The sequence below is a fragment of the Ruegeria sp. BF7 genome (genome assembly GCF_056538605.1).
The window spans coordinates 82,548-101,609 of sequence record NZ_JBQFTM010000003.1; the positions used below are offsets into that span (position 1 = coordinate 82,548).

General features: G+C 60.0%; 17 protein-coding genes. 7 read left to right on the forward strand and 10 right to left on the reverse strand.

Going from position 1 to position 19,062, the window contains the following annotated elements:
* Positions 1–3 precede the first annotated feature (3 nt).
* From ACR0IK_RS08915 to ACR0IK_RS08925, 3 genes are read right to left on the reverse strand one after another with little or no spacing between them, the layout of a single operon-like run.
* Complete coding sequence (locus ACR0IK_RS08915) at positions 4–903, reverse strand: carbohydrate ABC transporter permease (RefSeq protein ID WP_480641206.1); 900 nt, start codon at positions 901–903, stop codon at positions 4–6.
* Positions 896–1,768, reverse strand: a complete 873-nt coding sequence (locus ACR0IK_RS08920; protein ID WP_170387762.1) for a carbohydrate ABC transporter permease — start codon at positions 1,766–1,768, stop codon at positions 896–898. The genes ACR0IK_RS08915 and ACR0IK_RS08920 overlap by 8 nt, the downstream gene beginning before the upstream one ends.
* 59 nt (positions 1,769–1,827) lie before the next feature.
* Positions 1,828–3,072: an ABC transporter substrate-binding protein gene (locus tag ACR0IK_RS08925; protein WP_480592405.1), complete on the reverse strand. Its 1,245-nt coding sequence runs from the start codon at positions 3,070–3,072 to the stop codon at positions 1,828–1,830.
* Positions 3,073–3,291: 219 nt separating this feature from the next.
* On the opposite strand from ACR0IK_RS08925, the gene ACR0IK_RS08930 reads away from it, so the two are divergent.
* A complete protein-coding gene (locus ACR0IK_RS08930) occupies positions 3,292–4,029 on the forward strand; it encodes a response regulator transcription factor (RefSeq protein ID WP_480592403.1) in 738 nt (245 codons plus the stop codon).
* Complete coding sequence (locus ACR0IK_RS08935) at positions 4,026–5,477, forward strand: sensor histidine kinase (RefSeq protein ID WP_480592401.1); 1,452 nt, start codon at positions 4,026–4,028, stop codon at positions 5,475–5,477. Before ACR0IK_RS08930 ends, ACR0IK_RS08935 begins: the two co-directional genes overlap by 4 nt.
* 5 nt (positions 5,478–5,482) lie before the next feature.
* Here the strand turns inward: ACR0IK_RS08935 and fliP are convergent, their stop codons facing one another.
* Genes fliP through fliF form a run of 4 tightly spaced genes read right to left on the reverse strand, consistent with a single transcriptional unit; the run spans position 5,483 to position 8,679 of the window.
* Positions 5,483–6,214, reverse strand: coding sequence for a flagellar type III secretion system pore protein FliP (gene fliP / locus ACR0IK_RS08940; protein WP_480641207.1), 732 nt, complete (start codon positions 6,212–6,214; stop codon positions 5,483–5,485).
* Positions 6,214–6,501 carry a FliM/FliN family flagellar motor switch protein gene (locus tag ACR0IK_RS08945; RefSeq protein ID WP_480592397.1) on the reverse strand — a complete coding sequence of 96 codons (288 nt, stop codon included), beginning with the start codon at positions 6,499–6,501 and terminating at the stop codon, positions 6,214–6,216. The genes fliP and ACR0IK_RS08945 overlap by 1 nt, the downstream gene beginning before the upstream one ends.
* On the reverse strand, positions 6,494–7,090 hold the full coding sequence (locus ACR0IK_RS08950) for a FliH/SctL family protein (protein WP_480592395.1): 597 nt from the start codon (positions 7,088–7,090) through the stop codon (positions 6,494–6,496). The genes ACR0IK_RS08945 and ACR0IK_RS08950 overlap by 8 nt, the downstream gene beginning before the upstream one ends.
* The gene (gene fliF, locus ACR0IK_RS08955; RefSeq protein WP_480641208.1) at positions 7,090–8,679 is read right to left on the reverse strand and encodes a flagellar basal-body MS-ring/collar protein FliF; all 1,590 of its coding nucleotides are present in this window, start codon (positions 8,677–8,679) and stop codon (positions 7,090–7,092) included. Before fliF ends, ACR0IK_RS08950 begins: the two co-directional genes overlap by 1 nt.
* Positions 8,680–8,798: 119 nt before the next feature.
* On the opposite strand from fliF, the gene ACR0IK_RS08960 reads away from it, so the two are divergent.
* From ACR0IK_RS08960 to ACR0IK_RS08980, 5 genes are read left to right on the forward strand one after another with little or no spacing between them, the layout of a single operon-like run.
* Complete coding sequence (locus ACR0IK_RS08960; protein ID WP_480641209.1) at positions 8,799–9,296, forward strand: flagellar basal body-associated FliL family protein; 498 nt, start codon at positions 8,799–8,801, stop codon at positions 9,294–9,296.
* A 9-nt stretch (positions 9,297–9,305) separates the two neighbouring features.
* Positions 9,306–9,866, forward strand: coding sequence for a hypothetical protein (locus ACR0IK_RS08965; RefSeq protein WP_480641210.1), 561 nt, complete (start codon positions 9,306–9,308; stop codon positions 9,864–9,866).
* Positions 9,863–10,438: a MotE family protein gene (locus tag ACR0IK_RS08970; RefSeq protein ID WP_480641211.1), complete on the forward strand. Its 576-nt coding sequence runs from the start codon at positions 9,863–9,865 to the stop codon at positions 10,436–10,438. Before ACR0IK_RS08965 ends, ACR0IK_RS08970 begins: the two co-directional genes overlap by 4 nt.
* Before the next feature lie 37 nt (positions 10,439–10,475).
* Positions 10,476–11,345 (forward strand): flagellar motor stator protein MotA, encoded by an 870-nt coding sequence (gene motA, locus ACR0IK_RS08975; RefSeq protein ID WP_480641212.1) that lies wholly within the window; start codon positions 10,476–10,478, stop codon positions 11,343–11,345.
* Positions 11,342–13,486 carry a hypothetical protein gene (locus tag ACR0IK_RS08980; protein ID WP_480641213.1) on the forward strand — a complete coding sequence of 715 codons (2,145 nt, stop codon included), beginning with the start codon at positions 11,342–11,344 and terminating at the stop codon, positions 13,484–13,486. The genes motA and ACR0IK_RS08980 overlap by 4 nt, the downstream gene beginning before the upstream one ends.
* Before the next feature lie 73 nt (positions 13,487–13,559).
* On the opposite strand, the gene ACR0IK_RS08985 is transcribed toward ACR0IK_RS08980, so the two are convergent.
* The 3 genes from ACR0IK_RS08985 to betB form a co-directional block, all read right to left on the reverse strand.
* On the reverse strand, positions 13,560–14,903 hold the full coding sequence (locus ACR0IK_RS08985; RefSeq protein ID WP_480641214.1) for an MmgE/PrpD family protein: 1,344 nt from the start codon (positions 14,901–14,903) through the stop codon (positions 13,560–13,562).
* Entirely contained in the window at positions 14,900–17,341 is a 2,442-nt protein-coding gene (locus ACR0IK_RS08990) for a GcvT family protein (protein WP_480641215.1), read from the reverse strand. Before ACR0IK_RS08990 ends, ACR0IK_RS08985 begins: the two co-directional genes overlap by 4 nt.
* A 120-nt stretch (positions 17,342–17,461) precedes the next feature.
* Positions 17,462–18,916 carry a betaine-aldehyde dehydrogenase gene (betB, locus tag ACR0IK_RS08995; protein ID WP_480641216.1) on the reverse strand — a complete coding sequence of 485 codons (1,455 nt, stop codon included), beginning with the start codon at positions 18,914–18,916 and terminating at the stop codon, positions 17,462–17,464.
* Positions 18,917–19,062 lie beyond the last annotated feature (146 nt).

A 19,062-nucleotide genomic window follows, 5' to 3' on the forward strand; every position in this document is an offset into this window, starting at 1 on the left:
GTCTTATCCCTTCACAGAGCCAGCGGTCAGGCCGCGGATGAAATACTTACCGGCAACGACATAGACGAGCAGCGTCGGCAGACCCGCGATAATCGCGGCGGCCATGTCGACATTGTATTCTTTGACGCCGGTGGTGGAGTTTACGATGTTGTTGAGCGCCACGGTCACGGGCTGCGTGCCCGCCTGGCTGAACGACACACCGAACAGGAAGTCGTTCCAGATCTGAGTGAACTGCCAGATCACGGTCACCACGATGATGGGCAGCGACAGCGGCAGGAAGATCGACCAGAAAATCCGCAGGAACCCGGCACCATCAACGCGGGCGGCCTTGGTCAGCTCGGCCGGGATGGTGACATAGTAGTTGCGGAAGAACAGCGTGGTGAAACCCAGCCCGTAGATCACATGGACAAAGATCAGGCCCGGAATGGTCCCGGCAATCCCCATCATGCCCAGCAGACGTGCCATAGGTAGCAGCACGACTTGGAACGGGATAAAGCAGCCAAACAGCATCAGCGAGAAGATGATATTGGCCCCTTTGAACCGCCACTGCGCCACGACATAGCCATTCAGTGCGCCCAGCAGGGTTGAGATCGCCACCGCAGGCACTGCGATCAGGACCGAGTTCCAGAAGTAAGGCCGCAGGCCTTCACATTGGATACCGGTGCAAGCGCTGGACCAGGCGGTTTTCCAGGCGTCAAAGCTCACTTCGCGGGGTAGCGAAATCAGGCTGCCGGTGCGGATCTCCTCGAGGCTTTTCAGAGATGTGGTCAGCATCACAAAGAGCGGCATCAGGTAATACAGCGCGAACAGGCCCAGCAGGACGTAAAGCAGCCAACGCAGGGCAATCTTGCCGGTGGCGCTTTGGGTGCGGGTTTCGGTATGGGGCATCGACAAATCAGTCATTTTTCGCCCTCAGCTCTGAGTAAAGATAGGGAACCACGATGGCGAAGACGACCAGCATCATGATCATCGCGGACGAGGCCGCCTGACCAATGTCGCCGCGCGAAAACGCCATGGCATACATGTAGGTGGCTGGCAGATCGGTTGCGTAGCCCGGTCCGCCACCCGTCAGGGCGATGACAAGGTCAAAGCTTTTGATTGCAAGGTGCGCCAGCACGATGAAGGCAGACAGGAAGATCGGCGCCATCGAGGGGATGATGATCGCCGTGTAGATGCGCCATGTGGGGATACCATCGACCTGAGCGGCCTTGATGATTTCTCCGTCCACTGAGCGAAGCCCGGCCAGAAACAGCGCCATGACAAAGCCCGAGCTCTGCCAGATCGCGGCCATCACGATGGTGTAGATGGCGTAATCGGGGTTCACCAGCCAGTCGAATTCGAAGTTCGTAAAGCCCCAGCCCTGCACCATGGATTCGATACCCAGACCCGGGTTCAGGATCCATTTCCACGCGGTACCGGTCACGATCATCGACAGCGCCATGGGGTACAGGTAGATCGTCCGAATGGCGCCTTCGACACGGATCTTCTGATCCAGCAGGATGGCCAGCAACAGGCCCAGCACCATCGCGATGACGATGAACAGCGCGCCAAAGATATACAGGTTGTTGATTGCCGTATCCCAGCGAGGGGAATCGAACAGGCGTTCATACTGGATGAAGCCCTTGATCTCGTATTTCGGCAACAGTTTCGATCGGGTCAGCGACACCCAAGCCGTCCATCCGATAAAGCCGTAGACAAAGATCAATACGGCAATGAACGACGGTGCCAGCACCACCTTGGGCAGGTGGTTTTCCAGCCATTCGGACATTTTTTCCTCCGGGAGAAAAGAGGTTCCGCCCCGCAGTATAGGGGCAGAACCGGTTCGGATCAGTAGCTGTTTGCCACTGCGTCCGACAGTTGCTGAACCGCGTCAGCCGAGGACATATCCGAGTTGAAATGCGCGGTCACAACATCCGTAATCGCTCCGGCCTGCGCACCGCGCAGCGCCATGCCATGGGCATAGGACGGCAGCAGCGAGCCCGCGGCCGAGGTCGACCCCATGTCTTCTGCCGACAGGTTGGCGCAAATGTCAAAGTCATCCAGCGCCACGTCGGTCCGCGCTGGGATCGACCCTTTGTTCAGGTTGAACACCTTCTGAAAACTTGGTCCCACTATCAGCTTGGCCAGAAGGTCCTGACCGGCACGATTGTCGTCGCCTTCCACGTTGAACATGGCAAAGCTGTCGACGTTGTACAGATAGCCGTCGCCGGGGGTCGAGGCGCACAGGAAATCTTCGCCGGGTTTCTTACCTGCTGCCAGAAACTCACCTTTGGCCCAGTCGCCCATGATCTGGAACGCGGCCTCGCCATTCATCACCATGGCGGTGGCAAGGTTCCAGTCGCGGCCCGAGAAGTTTTCGTCCACGTAACCGCGCAGCGTGCGCATCTGATCAAAGACCTGCACCATGGTGTCCGATGTCAGCGCTTCGGGATCCAGATCGACCAGTGCTTTCTGATAGAATTCGGGCCCGCCGAGACCCAGCACCACCGCTTCGAACACGGTGGCGTCCTGCCAGGACTGACCGCCATGGGCCAGCGGGATCACTCCGGCATCCATCAGCTTGACGGCAGCTGCATTGAATTCGTCCCAGGTGGTCGGCATTTCAATGCCATTGGCCGCCAGGACATCCGCGTTGGCCCAGATCCAGTCCACTCGGTGCACGTTCACAGGAGCTGCGCACCATGTGCCTTCACACATCATGTGACCCGCGATCGACGCAGGCAGCACATCGGCCCAGCCTTCGGCTTCGGCCACGGACGAGATATCGGCCAGAACGCCCTCTTCATACCATTCCTGAATCGCGGGGCCTTTCAACTGCACGGCAGTTGGCGGGTTTCCGGACAAAACCCGTGCGCGCAGCGCGGTCATCGCCGCATCCCCTGCACCACCAGCAACCGGCATGTCGGTCCAGGTGCCGCCGTTCGAGGCGAACTCTTCCTGCAATACGGCCACCGACTTGGCCTCACCACCCGACGTCCACCAATGCAGAACTTCCGCCTGTGGCTCGGCCACAACGGACGACGCGGCCGCGATGGCCAGTGTCGATACGGTGGCAAATGCAAAACGATTCATTTTAGTGTCTCCTCCCTGAGAACTTTGTGGCTGCCGAAACAGCGATGCCCGCCATACTGAGAGCCTGTCATCGTCTGGCAACGCAGAATCCGCGCTAAACCTCCCCCACCGCCCAAATTTTCACCGCTTTTGTTACAGCGTGTTACGTTGACATTGAATCTGTTTCCGTTCGTTACAATGCATGGTGTCGGAGGAGCAGAAATTGGGAGGACAAGCCGCGTGAGCATTCCGCGACTTTTGGTGGTGGATGACGACCCCGAGATGCGGTCGATGATGACTCAGTTCCTGCAAAAGAACGGGTTCATTGCCCTGCCTGCCAGTTCGGAAAACGAAATCCGATCGCACCTGACCGCAGGCCGGATCGACCTGATCCTGCTGGATGTGATGCTGGGAGATGAGAACGGGGTCGAGATCTGCGCTCGCCTGCGGGCCGAGCAGGATGTGCCGATTATTCTGGTCTCGGCCCTGTCGGCTGATCATCAGCGGATGGCAGGATATGAGGTCGGCGCCGATGACTATATCGCCAAACCGTTCAATCCGCAGCTGTTGCTGGCGCGGGTTCGCGCTGTGATGCAACGCGCGCGCCGCACGCCCTCACTGGCCTATCGCCGCCGCACGCAAAGCTTTCGCTTCAATGACTGGACTTACGACGGCAAGCGGGATGAGGTGCATTCGCCCGAGGGCTATCTGGTGCCCCTGTCGCAACGGGAAACCGCGCTGCTCAAAGTCCTGTTGGCCAACCCGCATATCCCCCTGACCCGGGATGAGATCGCCGCTGCGCTGGACGTCACCGGCAGTGCGGACAAACCCGAGGCGCAGGGCCGCGCCATCGACGTGTTGGTCGGGCGGTTGCGGTCAAAGATCGAGACCAACCCGAAAGACCCGCAATTGCTGCGGACCGAACGCGGCGTCGGCTATGTTTTCGCCGCCGAAGTGTCGGTGGAAGAGGAGGCATGACAGCGCGCGCGCCGCGCCTGCGCAGCCTGGGCTGGATATGGACCGGGGCGGCTTTTGCCTCGGGCTTGTTGTCCGCAGGGTTGTGGTTTTCCTCGGCCCGCGCCTGGGATGAGTTTCTGACCCGCGCCTATGTTTCAGGCTTTGCCGTCTACGAAGAGTTACGAGTCGGAATAACTCCTCCGCCCGGAGTCACGGTTACAGCCTTGTCGCCCGAAGCGGCGCAACTGGCCGATGCAGGCCAGTTCGAGCAATTGCCCGGCCTGTCGGACCGCAGCTTTGTCACCAACCTTTCGCTCCTGACCGATAATAATACCCCTTTGGCCGGCCGCGAATTGACGCTGGCGGTGATGTCGGATCGGCTGGTCTATCCGGTCTCAGATATCCTCTCACGCATTGATCAGACCGGGGCCGAGAAGATGGGCAACCTGACCCGCCTGCTGGCCACCTATTGCAGCGAACCTATCCTGATCGCCCGGTTCGGACGCAATGACTGGCGGCAGGTGGATGGTACCGATGTCTGGGGCTGCAAGGCCGCCCCCGCCGACTTGCGCCTGCCTGCCATTCTGGCTGCGGTCGTTGCGCTGGCGGTCATCCTGACTTCGGTCGGCAATGTCTCGGATACCTTCACCCGGTTTGCAGGCGCTCTGCGCGATCGCAAGCGCCTGGGTGGACCGAACAGCTATGACGCCGATGGTCCGGCGGAACTGCGCGAGATCGTTTCGGCGGTCAACGACCATCTGGACGCCGAGCGGGCGCAGCTGGAAAAGCGCGCCACCGTTCTATCTGGCGTCAGTCACGATCTGGGCACGCCCGCCACCCGGGTTCGCCTGCGGGCAGCACTGATCCCCGATGACGAACTGCGCGAAAAGCTAGAGGCGGATGTAGACCAGATGACCGGCATGATCGAAAGCGTGCTGACGTACACCCGATCAGAACTAAGCGTTGAAGAACCGCGTCAGATTTCACTGACCGCGCTGGTCGAGTCTCTGGTTGCCGACTACCAGGACATGAACCTGCCGGTGTCATTGAGGAAAACTGCCCCGGTCGCCGTCGAGGGTGCACCGTCGCTTTTCATGTCGCGACGCGGGCGCGGGTCGCTCCCGGAAACGCGACGGATGCTGGTCATGGGGCGGCCGATCTCGCTGAAACGCGCATTGACCAACCTGATCGACAACGCTCTGAAATATGGCCGCCATGCGGAGGTGCAACTGGAAACAGATGCCCGCACAGCCACCATCACTGTCGAGGACAAGGGGGCCGATCTCTCCGTTTCAGATATCGAGGCGCTGATGGCCCCGTTTCGCCGCGGGTCCAATATCGGGTCCTCGGACGGGTTCGGCCTTGGCCTGACCATCGTGGCTACGATTGCCGAACAGCATGGCGGCTCTCTCAGATTCGAGACCGGGGATCAGGGCCTGCGTGCGCGGCTGCAGATCACCCGGCAATGACCGCTCTAGGTCATGTAACTGCGCACCAGTGCTCCGGCGATCAGCGACCAGCCATCCGCGATGACGAAAAACGCCAGTTTGAACGGCAGCGATACGGTCGCGGGTGGTACCATCATCATACCCATCGACATCAGGACCGCCGCCACCACAAGATCAATGATCAAAAAAGGCAGGAAGATCAGAAATCCAATCTGAAAGGCGCGGGCAATCTCGGACAACATGAAGGACGGCATCAGGATCGACAGCGGTGCCTCGGGTGACAGCGCGATGGCGTCGCCGCCGGGGCGCAGGGCCGCCATGGAAAAAAACGTATCGGGGTCCAGCCGCGCAGCCATGAAAGCGCGGAACGGCTGGATTGCAATTTCAAGCGCCGGCTCAACCTCCATCGTTTCTTCGACCATGGGCCGGATGCCAGTGGTCCACGCCTCGGTAAACACCGGCTCCATGATGAAATAAGTCAGGAACATCGCCAGGCTGACAATCAGCATGTTGGGCGGTGATTGCTGTAACCCAATGCCCTGTCGCAGGATCGCCAGAACCGTGATCAGAAACGGAAAGCAGGTGATCATGATCGCCAACCCCGGCGCGAGACTGAGCACCGTGATCAACAGGATCAACTGGATGGTCCGCGCCGAGATCGAGCCGCCTTCGCCCAGTGACAGCGACAACTCCTGTGCCACAGCCAAGGATGGGGACAGGGTCGCAAGCGCGACAACCAGCCAAAGCAGAACCCGCATCAACCGATTCCGTTTTGCAAGTCCGCGATCTCGATCAGGCGCACCGCCAATTGCCCGGCCTGATCGCCCTCCATCTCTTCCAGCAGGCCACGGGCGACCAGTTGATCGCCGACATAGAGGTCAACCGGGTCCTCGATCCGCTTGTCCAGCGTCAGCACGGCATTCTCACCCATGTTCAACAGGTCGCGGATCAAGGGCCGCGCGCGCCCGACCGAGACTGTGACCTCGATCGGAACGGCTTCGAACGGGTTGGCTTTCTCGGGTTTCGGGGTCTGGGACTCACTCATCGTTCACTGCCTCTTTTGCCTCAAATACATATGCGTCGAATGCCCCGGCGACCGAGGCCAGCAGACCGCTGCAATCCACTTCGCGTTGAGAGGTGCCGACCTGCAATCGGGCTTGCCCGGGCTCCAATGACGGGTCCTCAATCACGCGGGTGGGCGACGACAGATCCTGCGGTAACAGGGCCTCAACCTCTGTCCCGCAACCTGTGGGCACTAAAATCTGCATCGGCTGACCGACCTGTTCGCGCGCCATGTCCGCCAGCTGTTCCACCAGCCGCGCGGCAAAGCCGCGATCCAAGGTTTCGGGCAGAACAACCTGTACCAGGCTTTGAAACATCGGCTCCAGCGACAGGGTCATCCGGGTAGCGGCCTCGTGATAGGTGAAGGACATATCCTCAAGCGATTTGGCAAGTTCGGCCGAAACCTGCCCCCGGCTCTGTTCCTGCGCCTGAACCGCGTCTTCCCAACCGGCGCTGTAGCCTTGTTCAAACGCGGCCAGCCTTTGTTCTTCCAGCGCGTCCTCGTCCAGAAGGTGCAGTTTGCCACCACCGGCCTGCAGGGTGAAATCCTCAAGAAGATGGGCAATCGACATCAGACACGCTCCTCCCCTTCTTCAAGCCAGCTGCGCAGGATCTCGACAGTTTCTTCCTGTTTGTCGCCAATCATCGCGCGCAAACGGTCCACCGGATCAGTGCCCTGCTGAGCGGCCAACGCCGGAACGTCGCCAGCAGGTATCTGGCCCGGCAGCGAGGTGAATTGACCGTTCTCGTCGGTTGAAATTTCACCGGTCAGATAGGCCTCGGGCTCAGGAGTGGTCCCTGCAGGCAGCAGCGCGGGTGCCATCGCCGGATTCGTCAGGATCGGACGGATCACGAACAGGCCGAGCACCAGCGAGACAATCGCCAGAACCGCCATCTGTATCACCGACATCACGTCGAAATGCACCTTTTGCCAGATCGAGGCCGAGGCCATCGTGCCCTGCGGCTCAACCAGCGGCAGGTCCAGCGATTTCAGGGTAATGACATCCCCGCGCGCCTCGTCGAACCCTACGGCCGAAGCCACCAGCTCTTTCAACGCGTCCATCTCGGCCTCGGGCATCGGCTCAAAGTTCTCGATCCCAGCGGCATCGACGCTTCGCGTGCCATTGACCAGAACCGCCACGGTCAGTCGCTTGATTGCACCCGGCGCATTGTGCACCTCCAACTCGGTCTCAGAGACCTCGTAATTCACCCGTTCACGGGTCTGCGTTGCGTTGGAGTTCGATTCGTCGCCTCCGGCACCGTCCCCATCCGGCAAGTTCGACGCCACGGTTACATCAGCAGACTGGTTGCGGGCACTGTCGGACCGCTCCTCGATATCGGTGCTGATGGCAACACGGCCATTGGGATCAAAGCGGCGTTCTCGAATGGACTCGGTCTTGGTCACCGTATCGACACTGACCTCAACCACCGCATTCCCGGCACCAACGCGCGCCTCAACCAACCGCATCACCCGTTCACGCAGCTGTCTTGCCTTGTCATCTGCTGTATCAGCGGCCACGGCTGTCTCCTGTGCCCCGATCACCGCTCCTTTCGAATCGACAACGGTGACATTCTCGGGCACCAAGCCGCTGACCGCAGAAGCCACCAGAAACCGGATTGCCTTGGCCTGGTCGGAAGTTACCTGGGCACCCGACGGCACCAGATAAACCGAGGCCGTCGGCGCCACGCTGCGCTGGAACGGGTTGGTCGACCCGTTGGCAATATGAACGCGCACCTGGCTGACATGGGGGCTGCCGACAATGGTCCGGGCCAGCTCACCTTCTTTTGCCCGCCAATAGGCGGCATCGAACATCTGCGACGTGGTACCAAAGCCGCTGAGCGAATCCAGCAGTTCATATCCCTGATTGCCATTCGCTGGCAGGCCTTCGCTGGCCAGAGTCATGCGCAGCTCATCCCGCTGCGACCCGGGCACATAGATCGAGCCGCCGCGAATTTCATACGGAACCCCGCGCTGTTCCAGCGAGCGGACGATATCCCCTGCGGCGCCACTTTCCAGCCCCGCATAGAGCAAGGTCATCGATGGCGCCGTCACCAGACGTGACATCGCAAGGACCCCAAGAAACACCAGCACAACCGCACCGGCAACGATGATTTGCTTACGCCTGTCCAAACTTGCCCAGACAGTTCCGATCTGCTGCACGCTCACCTCCGACTCGCCGACATTCTGCCCGGCTCACCTCCTGTTTGGACGATTGCCCTTAACAATCGGTTAGTCCCTGCCGGGTTATGACAATTGCAGAACGGACAAATGAGGACGTCATGACTGACGCAACTGCAGAACAGGCAGAAGCCCCTGAAAAATCAGGTAAAAAAGGTCTTCTTATCGGAGTGATTCTGGCCGTGGCCGGGGCGGCAGGCGGGTATTTCCTGACCACGTCCGGAATGCTGCCTTTCGGCGGCAAACCCACGGTGGAAGAGGCCAAGGAAATGGATAAGGGCAAACCGGTCAAGGCGTTGCCACAGGTGGGTTTCATCGATCTGCCGCCGGTCATCGTTTCGGTGAATGCAGGCGATTCGCGGCACCTGAAGTTTCACGCTCAGCTTGAGGTGAACGGCGAATACGCCGCCGATGTCGAGAAGATGAAACCGCGAATCATGGACATCCTGAACGGCTATCTGCGCGCGGTCGAAGTGTCGGATCTTGAGGATTCGCTGGCCCTGATCCGCATCCGCGGACATCTGTTGCGGCGCATTGAAATTGTCGTCGGCGAGGGACGCGTGCGCGATGTCCTCGTGATGGAATTTGTATTGAACTAGGAGGCGAAATTGGAGCTGATTGCAGATATTTTGCTGGTCGCCGGCGCGCTGGGTGCGGGTCTTTATTGTTTTGTGCTGTCCCGGCGGCTCAAGCGGTTCACCGATCTGGAAAAGGGCGTTGGCGGTGCGGTTGCCGTGCTGTCGACCCAAGCCGATGAACTGAAAAAGTCGCTTGGTGCGGCGCGTGAGGCGTCGGACCAGTCCGGTGAGGTTCTGAAAGAGCTGACGCAGCGGGCCGAATCGGTTGCCCAGCGCCTCGAGCTGATGATGGCATCGATGCATGACGTCGTTCCGCCCGAGGACAAGGCCGCAAATCAAGCGAAAACGGAAGCTGTCACCCCTCCGGAGGAAACAAGCGCAAAACCCGATACGGATGCTGAAGCAGTTGCGGCAGAACCGGAAGACACTACTGAGTTGAGCGAAGAGCCTGCACAGCCGGAAGACATAGTTGAGGCGGGCGATCAGCCTGCGGAGCAGGAAACCGAAACACCTGCCACAACTCCTGCCAAGCGGCCCGATGGCTTGATGTTCTTCCGACACGACCGTTCCCGGGATGAGGTCGCGACATGACCCGCAAGCCAACCGAAAGACGCCCAAAGAGCGGCGTGCTGGCAGTCATCTCGTTGCTGATGATCGGATCCGCCGCGATTCGCATTGGGTTGGAGGCTGGTCCCGCGCTGGCGAAAGGCGTCGAGCCGTCAATGCCCGAAGCCAAGCAGGCGCGGGCCGAGTTGCCGGGGGCGCAGGTTTTGCTGACTGAATTGCTGCGCCGGGAAGAGGCGCTGGAACAGCGCGAGGCAGCAGTCCTGAACAAGGAAAAGGCGCTGGCCATTGCCGATCAGGCGATCGAGACCCGCCTGGTTGCGCTGCAAGAGGCCGAAGAAGCCCTGCGCGAAACGCTCTCCATCGCCGAAAAGGCCGCCGAGACCGACCTGACGCGCCTGACGGATGTTTATCAGAACATGAAACCCAAAGACGCCGCCGCCCTGTTTGAGACGATGGATCCGAGTTTTGCCGCCGGCTTTCTGTCACGGATGCCGCCGGACGCGGCGGCGGGCGTTCTGGCCGGGCTGAGCCCTGAAGCCGCTTATACAATCAGCGTCATCATGGCTGGCCGTAACGCCGCGGCGCCGCAGGAATAGCATTTCAACCCGCACAGGACTTTGCTGGAGACCACCCATGATCGGATTAATCGGAATTGTCGTCATTTTCGCCATGGTGTTCGGCGGCTATCTGGCTGCGGGCGGCAAGATGGCCATCATCATGAAGTCGCTGCCGTTTGAGATGATGATGATCGGCGGCGCGGCTGTTGGGGCCTTTATGATCAGCAACGACATGAGCGCCGTCAAACACACCCTCAAAGACATGGGCAAGGTGTTCAAAGGCCCGAAATGGAAGCCCGAGGATTATCGCGACCTGCTGTGCCTGCTGTTTTCGCTGATCCGCACCGCCAAGGCCAACCCGGTCGAGGTTGAACAACATATCGAAGACCCAGATAACTCGACGCTGTTTTTGACCTATCCCAAGATTCAAGCCGACAAAGAAGCGGTTGATCTGATCTGCGACACGATGCGGTCCGCATCAATGAATTACGACGACCCGCATCAGGTGGAAGAAGTGCTGGAAAAGCGGATGGAAGCAAATTTTCACCACGCCATGCATTCCAGCCACGCCCTGCAGACGGTTGCCGATGGCCTGCCCGCCCTGGGCATCGTGGCAGCGGTTCTGGGGGTGATCAAGACAATGGGCTCGATCGACCAACCACCCGAGGTTCTGGGCAAACTGATCGGCGGTGCGCTGGTGGGGACTTTTCTGGGCGTGTTTCTGGCCTATGGTCTGGTCGGCCCCTTCGCGGGCAAGCTGAAAGCAGTAGTGGAGGAGGACAACCATTTCTACCAATTGATCAAAGAGGTTCTGGTCGCCAACCTGCACAACCACAATGCCGCCATGTGTATCGAGGTCGGGCGTCAGAACACACCGACCCATAACCGCCCGGGTTTCACCGAGCTTGAAGAGGCGCTGAAAGAGCTCAAACAGGCCGCAGCATGACCCGGTTCGTGCTCTTAGCCTCCGCATTGATCGCAGCGGCCACCGGCGCCACCGCGCGGGATGTAACCGTGCGCTCGGGCGAACATGACGGGTATACCAGACTGGTTGTCCAGGTTCCGCAAAACACCGACTGGGTCTTGAAGCAGACGAAGAACGGCGCGCGCCTAAACGTTGCGCTGGAGGATGTGGCGTTTCAGACAGGCGCGGTGTTTCAACGCCTGACCCAGAACCGCCTGGCTGCCCTTTCACAGGCTGAACCCGGTGCCCCCCTTGAGCTGGAGTTTGGCTGTGACTGTGTTGCTTCGGCCTTTCTGTTCAAAAACACGATGATTGTGGTGGACATCGCGCCGGGTACCTACCTGCCGCCGCCTACCAGCGACATTCCAACCCTGACCCTGCCCAAGGCACCCGAGGACGGCAAAACACCAGTTCGGGATCAGACTATTTCTGCGTTGGAATTGCCTTTGTTGAACCTGAACGCGAGCGGCTTCGAAGACCAGCTTGCAGCGCGTCTTTTGCAGGGTGCTGACCGCGGCATTGTCGATTTGAACATTGCTCCTGTGGGGCCACGGGCCTCTATTGGCAACCAAAGTCTGCTCATGACATCTGATGTGGAACTGAACGTTCAGGTGACCTCAATTCTGGGCGATCTGAACGGGCTTTTGGGTCCGGATGTGCCACAGCTGGAACGTCGCCCCCCCTGCGTGTCCAGCGCCGAGCTTGCCTTTGACGACTGGTCCGATGAACGCCCGTTTGCCGAACAAGCTGCGCAGCTGAGGGCGGATCTGTTTCAGGAATTCGATACCGTCGACGAGACCCGCGCGCTGAAACTGGCCAAGTTATATGCCTATTCCGGGTTCGGTTCTGAAGCCATCAGGGCGCTGGAATTGCTGGGCGAGCAGTCATTGGAAACCAAACGTATCGCCACCATTGCCCGCGTTCTGGACAATAGGCCGCTGAATGAAACGAATCCTTTTGCCGGGCTTCAGCGTTGTGCCAGCGATGCCGCCATGTGGGCGGCTCTGACCGAGGGCAACCTGCACGAAGACGCAAATCTGGCGGCAATCGAGCAGACCTTTGCGCAGCTCCCGGATCACCTGCGCCGCTTTGTCGGACCGATGCTGTCGGACATTCTGGTGGACGGGCAGAAATTGGAAGCCGCCCGGCGCGTCTTGCGCTCGGTGGACCGTGTTGAGACTCGGACCAGCGCCGACACCACGCAGGTAAAGGCAAAAGTCGCAGCGGCCGAGCAGGATACCCCCCGGGCCAAAGCCTTGCTGACCGAAGTGCTTGCGGCCCCGGACGCCACGCTTGAAGCCCCGTTTGCGCTGGCTCGGCTGGTCGACAAACGCTGGCTGGAACGCGGCGCAGTTTCACCGCAAGAGCTGGATCTGGCGGAGTCCTATACGGTCGAGTTTCGCCGATCAGATATCGGTCCGATGATGCAACAAACGCACGCGGTTGCCCTGAGCCTGGGACAAGAATTCGACGCGGCGCTGGACGTGGTGGCAGAACTGACAGAGGGTGACGCCTCCACAGAAACGCTCAACCGCGTGGTGTTTGTGCTGACTGAACGGGCCGACGATGCAACCTTTCTGCGTCGCGCCCTGAGCCTGTCGCACGTCCAGATAAAGGAGCTGACAACCAATGCGGCAATCGTCGTTGCGGACCGGCTGGCCAGGCTGGGTTTCGCCCGACAGGCGCAGGCCCTGGCGAAACGTCCTCAGGACAGGCTCAAGCGTGGGGAACGGGCCCGGTTGCGGGCGAAGGCGGCACTGCTGGCCCGGCGCCCGCATCAGGCAATGCTGGAACTGGCCGAAGATTCCACCGAAGCGGCTGTTTCACTGCGGGCCGCTGCCCTGCAAGCTGCGGGCGATTTCGCGGCGGCTGGCGAGTTGATGCGCGCCTCGGGTCACACGGATGAAGCGAACCGGTTGTTCTGGCTGGCCGATCTGACGGAGGAGGCAGAGCGGGATAGCGGGACGAGGTTCAGTCGAGTTGCGAATACAACTCGGGGCCTTTTAGCCTTACCGGTACGTATTCCAGAAAAACCGTTGGCCAATGCGGAGGCCCTGTTGCAGGACAGCGCGGAAACTCGACAGAGGATTACCGATCTCTTCGCGACTTTGAAGGAAGAGTGACACAGGCTCTAACACGGAAAGAAATAGGCATCAGGACATGTGCCACACGGATCTTTGGTCGGAAAGGCAAGCGTCAGGGACCAAAAATATATGGTGACAAATCGGAATATTGGGAGTTCGGGGCGACCCAGCCCAGAATGACCTTGCGGATCGCCTCGGCGCGCGACGCTCCGATAACCGGGGCCGCGAATTCCATATATTTGGCGATTACCTCATCCCGGCTGATCGGTGCCTCGGGACCGCCACGGGCGTTAATGTCTCCGGATTTCCAAACCCGCCCGTCGGTGGTTGTGATGCTGACATCCGCCCAGCGACCTTCGGGGAAACGGGCGTTGTGGCGCTTGTTCTCTGTCACTTGGATGCGCGCCATCAAATCCGCCACTTCCGGATCAGTCAGACCAGTTCCGGATATGTGTTCTACACCGATCCGTCCGTGAATGGCCTGCACAGCTACGGCAAAGGGCAGAGAATACTGAGCCTGGGACGTCGTGCCCGGCATCCCGGCATATAGGCAGGCCGCCTGATGGAAACTGTTGATCTGAATGGATTGAATCTGGTCGGAGGACAGGCTGTTGTCCCGCATCACCGCCCGGACGCCATCAATCGCCGCATGCGCCCAGCGGCAGATGGGATAGGGTTTCACATATTGACGCTCGATTTGCCAGAACTGTCCCAGATCAGTCCAATGGGGGGCGGCGGCATCGGCTTCGATTGTGATGGCAGGCGCCCCGGTAAATCCGCGCTCGGCCAGAATGGCAGCGGAAATGCCAACCAGCGCGCCCCAGCCCGAACCGTCATGCAACATCGTTGGATTGGCTATCTCGCGCATCATCTGGCTGCGTGGGCCGTGGTATTCGGCAATCCCCAACGCCTGCCGCATCTGTTCGGGTGTAAAACCGCGCAACCGGGCGACCATCGCCACAACGCCCAGCGCGTTCCAAGCGCCCGAGGTGTGGTAGTCGCTGACCGAAGCGTGCAACGACAACCCGGCGCGACCGGCAATTTCATAGCCGGTGATGACGGTGGCCAAAGCTTCGGGTCCGGTCAGGTCGTGGCGATGTTCGGCCAGGGCGATCAATGCAGGCAAAACCACAACCCCGATATGCCCTTTGGTGGGGTTGTACCCGTCATGCCCGTCAAGATTGTCGGTCTGGGTTGCGGCTGCATAGGCTGCTCCTGCCAAGCTTACCGGGCGACCATCGAACATCATCCGCGCGCTAAAGGCCGGATCGGAACTGGCATAAAGCAGCGCCGCCGTGTCGCGCGCGATCACCCCGGCCTCCATCGGGCCCGACGCGATCAGGATACCCATCGTGTCCAGCATCATCAGCGCCGCCGCCTCTTTGGCGCTATCAGGCATCTGGTCGGCCGGGCGGTTAAGGATAAAATCGGCAACGCGCGTGAAGGTATCGGTCACGAGGCCGTCTCCATCACCGGTTGGATGTCGCGCAACCTGTATCCTTTGGGGTCGAAGGGCGGTTCCGCAAGGATTCTGGCCCTGTGCGGCTTGCCGAGGATGAAAATCTCGACCGTATCGCCCGGACCAGCCACCTTGGGGTCTGCATATCCGATGGCCAAGGACTTATCCACAGAATAGCCGAATGCACCCGAGGTCACGCGGCCAACGGGGGTGCCGTCGGGGGTAAAGACCGGCTCACCACCTGAGGCATCCGCCAGATCGGCGTCAACCTCGAAGATCGACAGTACTTCGCGCGGCGGATTGTCCTTGATGGCCAGATAGGCTTCCTTGTGCAGGAACTCCTTGTCCAGCTTGATCAGTCCTGCCAGCCCGACCTCTTGCGGCCAGTATTCCTGAGAATACTCGCGACCCCAAGACCCGTAACCCTTTTCGATGCGCAGCGATCCCAGCGCGCGGCCGCCTACGGGGCCGCCGTTCAACGTCTTTGCAGCCTCCAAAAGCGCGGAATAGAGTCTAATTTGGTCAGATTCAGCGCAGTGCAATTCCCATCCTAGATCGCCGGTAAAGCTGACGCGGATGGCCAAACAGGTGACCCCGGCGACTTCGATCGTACGGGATCGCATAAACCGGAAGCCCTCGTTGCTCAGGTCCGCATTTGTCAGTCGCTGCAACAGATCACGCGCCTTTGGCCCGGCCACGTTGAAGCCTGCAATGCGGTTGGTGACGACTTCGACAGTGGTGCCCTCCGGCAGATCGACCATGTTGAAGAAGCGCTGATGATAGCGCTCGGCCATGCCCGAGCCGATCATCATGTATTCGTCATCTGCAACCTTGGTGACGGTAAAATCACCGGCCACCCCCCCGCGAACTGAAATCAGCGGAGTCAGACAGGACCGCCCAATCTCGGTCGGCACCCGGTTGGCGACCAGGCGGTCCAGCCAATCGTAAGCCCCCGGCCCCTTGATCTCGTAGTTGGCGAAGTTCGAGATATCGATGACGCCCACATGATCGCGCAACATCTGCACCTCGCGCCCCACCGGTTCCCACCAGTTCTGACGGGTGAAGCCGTTGGTTTCCTTCGCGCCGGGCTGATCGGCGAACCACAGCGGATGCTCCCAGCCGCAGTTCAGACCAAAGACGCAGCCCATGTCTTTTTGCATCTGGTAGGCCGGGCGCACGCGGGCCGGTCGACCGGCACTGCGTTCTTCGTTCGGGAAGTGGATGGCGAAGCGGTGGGTATAGACGTCTTCGACCCGCGCCTTGGTGAAAGCCTTGTCGGCCCAGTCGCCGAACCGCGCCAGATCCCAGGCAAACATATCGTATTGCGGCTCGCCCTCGATCATCCATTGCGCTGACAACAGCCCGAGACCGCCCGATTGCGAAAAGCCGGGGATGATACCGGTGCAGCAGAAGTAGTTTTTCAACTCCGGCACCGGTCCCCAGATCGCGTTGGAATCCGGAGACCAGATCATCGGCCCGTTTATCACCCGCTTGACACCAGCGGTCGCAGCCACCGGCACGCGTTCGGTGGCGCGGATGACGTTCTCCATGATGCGATCCAGATCGTCGGGGAACAAGTCGTGGGCAAAATCCAGTGGAGTGCCGTTTTCAGCCCAGAAACGCATGTCCTTCTCATAGGCACCAATCAGCAGACCGTTGCCTTCCTGCCTGAAGTAATACTCGCCATCCCGGTCGGCGATCGAGGGCAGACGCCGGCCCAGATTGGCGACCTCATCAATTGCTTCGGTAACAAAATACTGGTGTTCGGTCGGTTGCAATGGCAGTTCGATCCCGGCCATCGCCGCAACCTCACGCCCCCACAGGCCGCCTGCATTCACCACCCATTGCGTGTGAATGTCACCCTTTTCGGTGCGCACGATCCACGAGCCATAGGGTTGATGTTCAGTCCCTATTACAGGGCAAAACCGCTCAATCGTGGCCCCCATTGCCCGCGCGCCGGCGGCATATGCGTGGGTCACACCCGAAGGATCGACATTGCCGCCATCGGGTTCGAACATGATGCAGCGGATGTCATCGAACTGCGCCAGCGGGTGCAATTCCATCGCCTGCTCACGGCTGACCTCATAGAAATTCAGGCCGTAAAACTTCGCCTTGGCTTCTTGCAGGCGCAACTGGTGTTCGCGATCCTCGGTCTGCGCCAGATAGAGTGAACCGGACTGGAACACGCCACAACCCTGCCCGGTTTCCTTCTCCAGCTCTTTATACAGGTTCATCGTATAATGCTGGATGCGCGTGATGTTGTTGTTGTCGTGCAAACCGTGGATATTGGCCGCCGCATGCCAGGTCGAGCCCGAGGTCAGCTCATCACGTTCCAGCAGAACCACGTCGGTCCAGCCGAGCTTGGCCAGATGGTATAGGATCGAGCAACCAACAAGGCCGCCTCCGATCACAACGGCCTGAGCGTGGGTTTTCATGGGCTGACCTCCTGCTTGCGGACTAAGCGCTTGTTGGAAATTCAGCCACAGGTCAGGAACAGCTTATGCTCTGTTCCCGACGCGAAATGTCGGGAACAGAGCGCAGCTCGCCGGTTTTGATCAGTAGGGTGCCTCGACATCGTTCATCGAGACGTAAACCGTCTTCATCTCGCTGAAGTGGTTTATTGCCAGTTTCGAGTTCTCACGCCCGACGCCCGACATTTTGGACCCGCCGAACGGCGCCTCAACCGGGGCGAGGTTGTAGGTGTTGATATAGCAGGTGCCCGCCTCGAACCCGGCCACGATGCGGTGGGCGCGGGTCAGGTCGTTGGTAAAGACGCCTGCGGCCAGGCCGAATTCGGTGTCATTGGCACGGTCCATGACCTCTCCTTCGGTGTCGAAATCCAGCACCGACATGACGGGGCCAAAGATTTCTTCGCGCGCGATGGTCATGTCGTCGGTCACATCGGCAAAGACAGTGGGCTGCATGTAGAAGCCATCACCGTCGATCCGCTCGCCGCCATAAACCAGACGTGCGCCTTCGGACTTGCCCTTCTCGACATAACCCAGCGCAATGTTCATCTGGTTTTCGCTGACCATGGGGCCAAAGTTGACCTCTTCATCCAGCGGGTCGCCGATTTTCGCGGTTGCCAGACGTTCGGACAGGCGCGAAAGGAACGCCTCTTTGATGCCTTTTTGAACGAACACGCGGGTGCCGTTGGAGCACACCTGACCCGAGGAATAGAAGTTGCCCAGAATCGCGCCCGAGACGGCGTTTTCGATATCGGCGTCGTCGAACACGATCATCGGGGATTTGCCGCCCAGCTCCATCGTCACGTGCTTCATACCATCCGCCGCGGCGGCATAGACCTTGCGGCCCGTTGGCACAGACCCGGTCAGCGAAACCTTGGCCACGCGCGGGTCAGTCACCAGCGATGCGCCAACGTCGCCATAACCTTGCACGACGTTGTAGACGCCCTTGGGCGCCCCGGCCTCGATCAGGATTTCCGCCACTTGCAGCGCGGACAGAGGCGTGGTTTCCGACGGTTTGAAGATCATTGTATTGCCGCAGGCCAGCGCAGGCGCGCCCTTCCAACAGGCGATCTGGGTCGGATAGTTCCACGCACCGATACCGACGCAGACGCCCAGCGCCTCGCGGATCGTGTACACGAAGTCGCCACCGCCCAGCGGGATGTGCTCGCCGGTCAGTGAGGCCGCCAGACCGCCGAAATACTCCAGCGCGTCCGCGCCGCTGGTCGCATCGGCCACCAGCGTTTCCTGAAGGGGTTTGCCGGTGTCGTGGGTTTCCAGAACCGACAGCTCGTGATTGCGCGCATGCATGATGTCGGCGGCACGGCGCAGAACGCGGCCGCGCTCGGTTCCCGACATTGCGGCCCACTCGGCCTGAGCGGCTTTAGCGCTGTTTAGAGCCTGATTCACGATCTCAGGCGTTGCAGAATGCAGCCGCGCGATGACCTCACCGGTGGCCGGGTAGATGACGTCGATCGGGGCGCCATTGGTGTCTTCGACATATTGGCCATTGATGAAATGGCTGGCCTTGGGCTGAAACTTCATGCCGCGTCCTTTTCTGTTCGGATGTTCCCTTGGGGGAAGGGAATAGAGTGCGTTACGCACGGATTTAGCTTTTATTGATTCATCAGTCAATAAAAGCAGGAGCTGGCGGCATCTTGCCGAGTCAAAATGGCCTGATCTTGAAATGA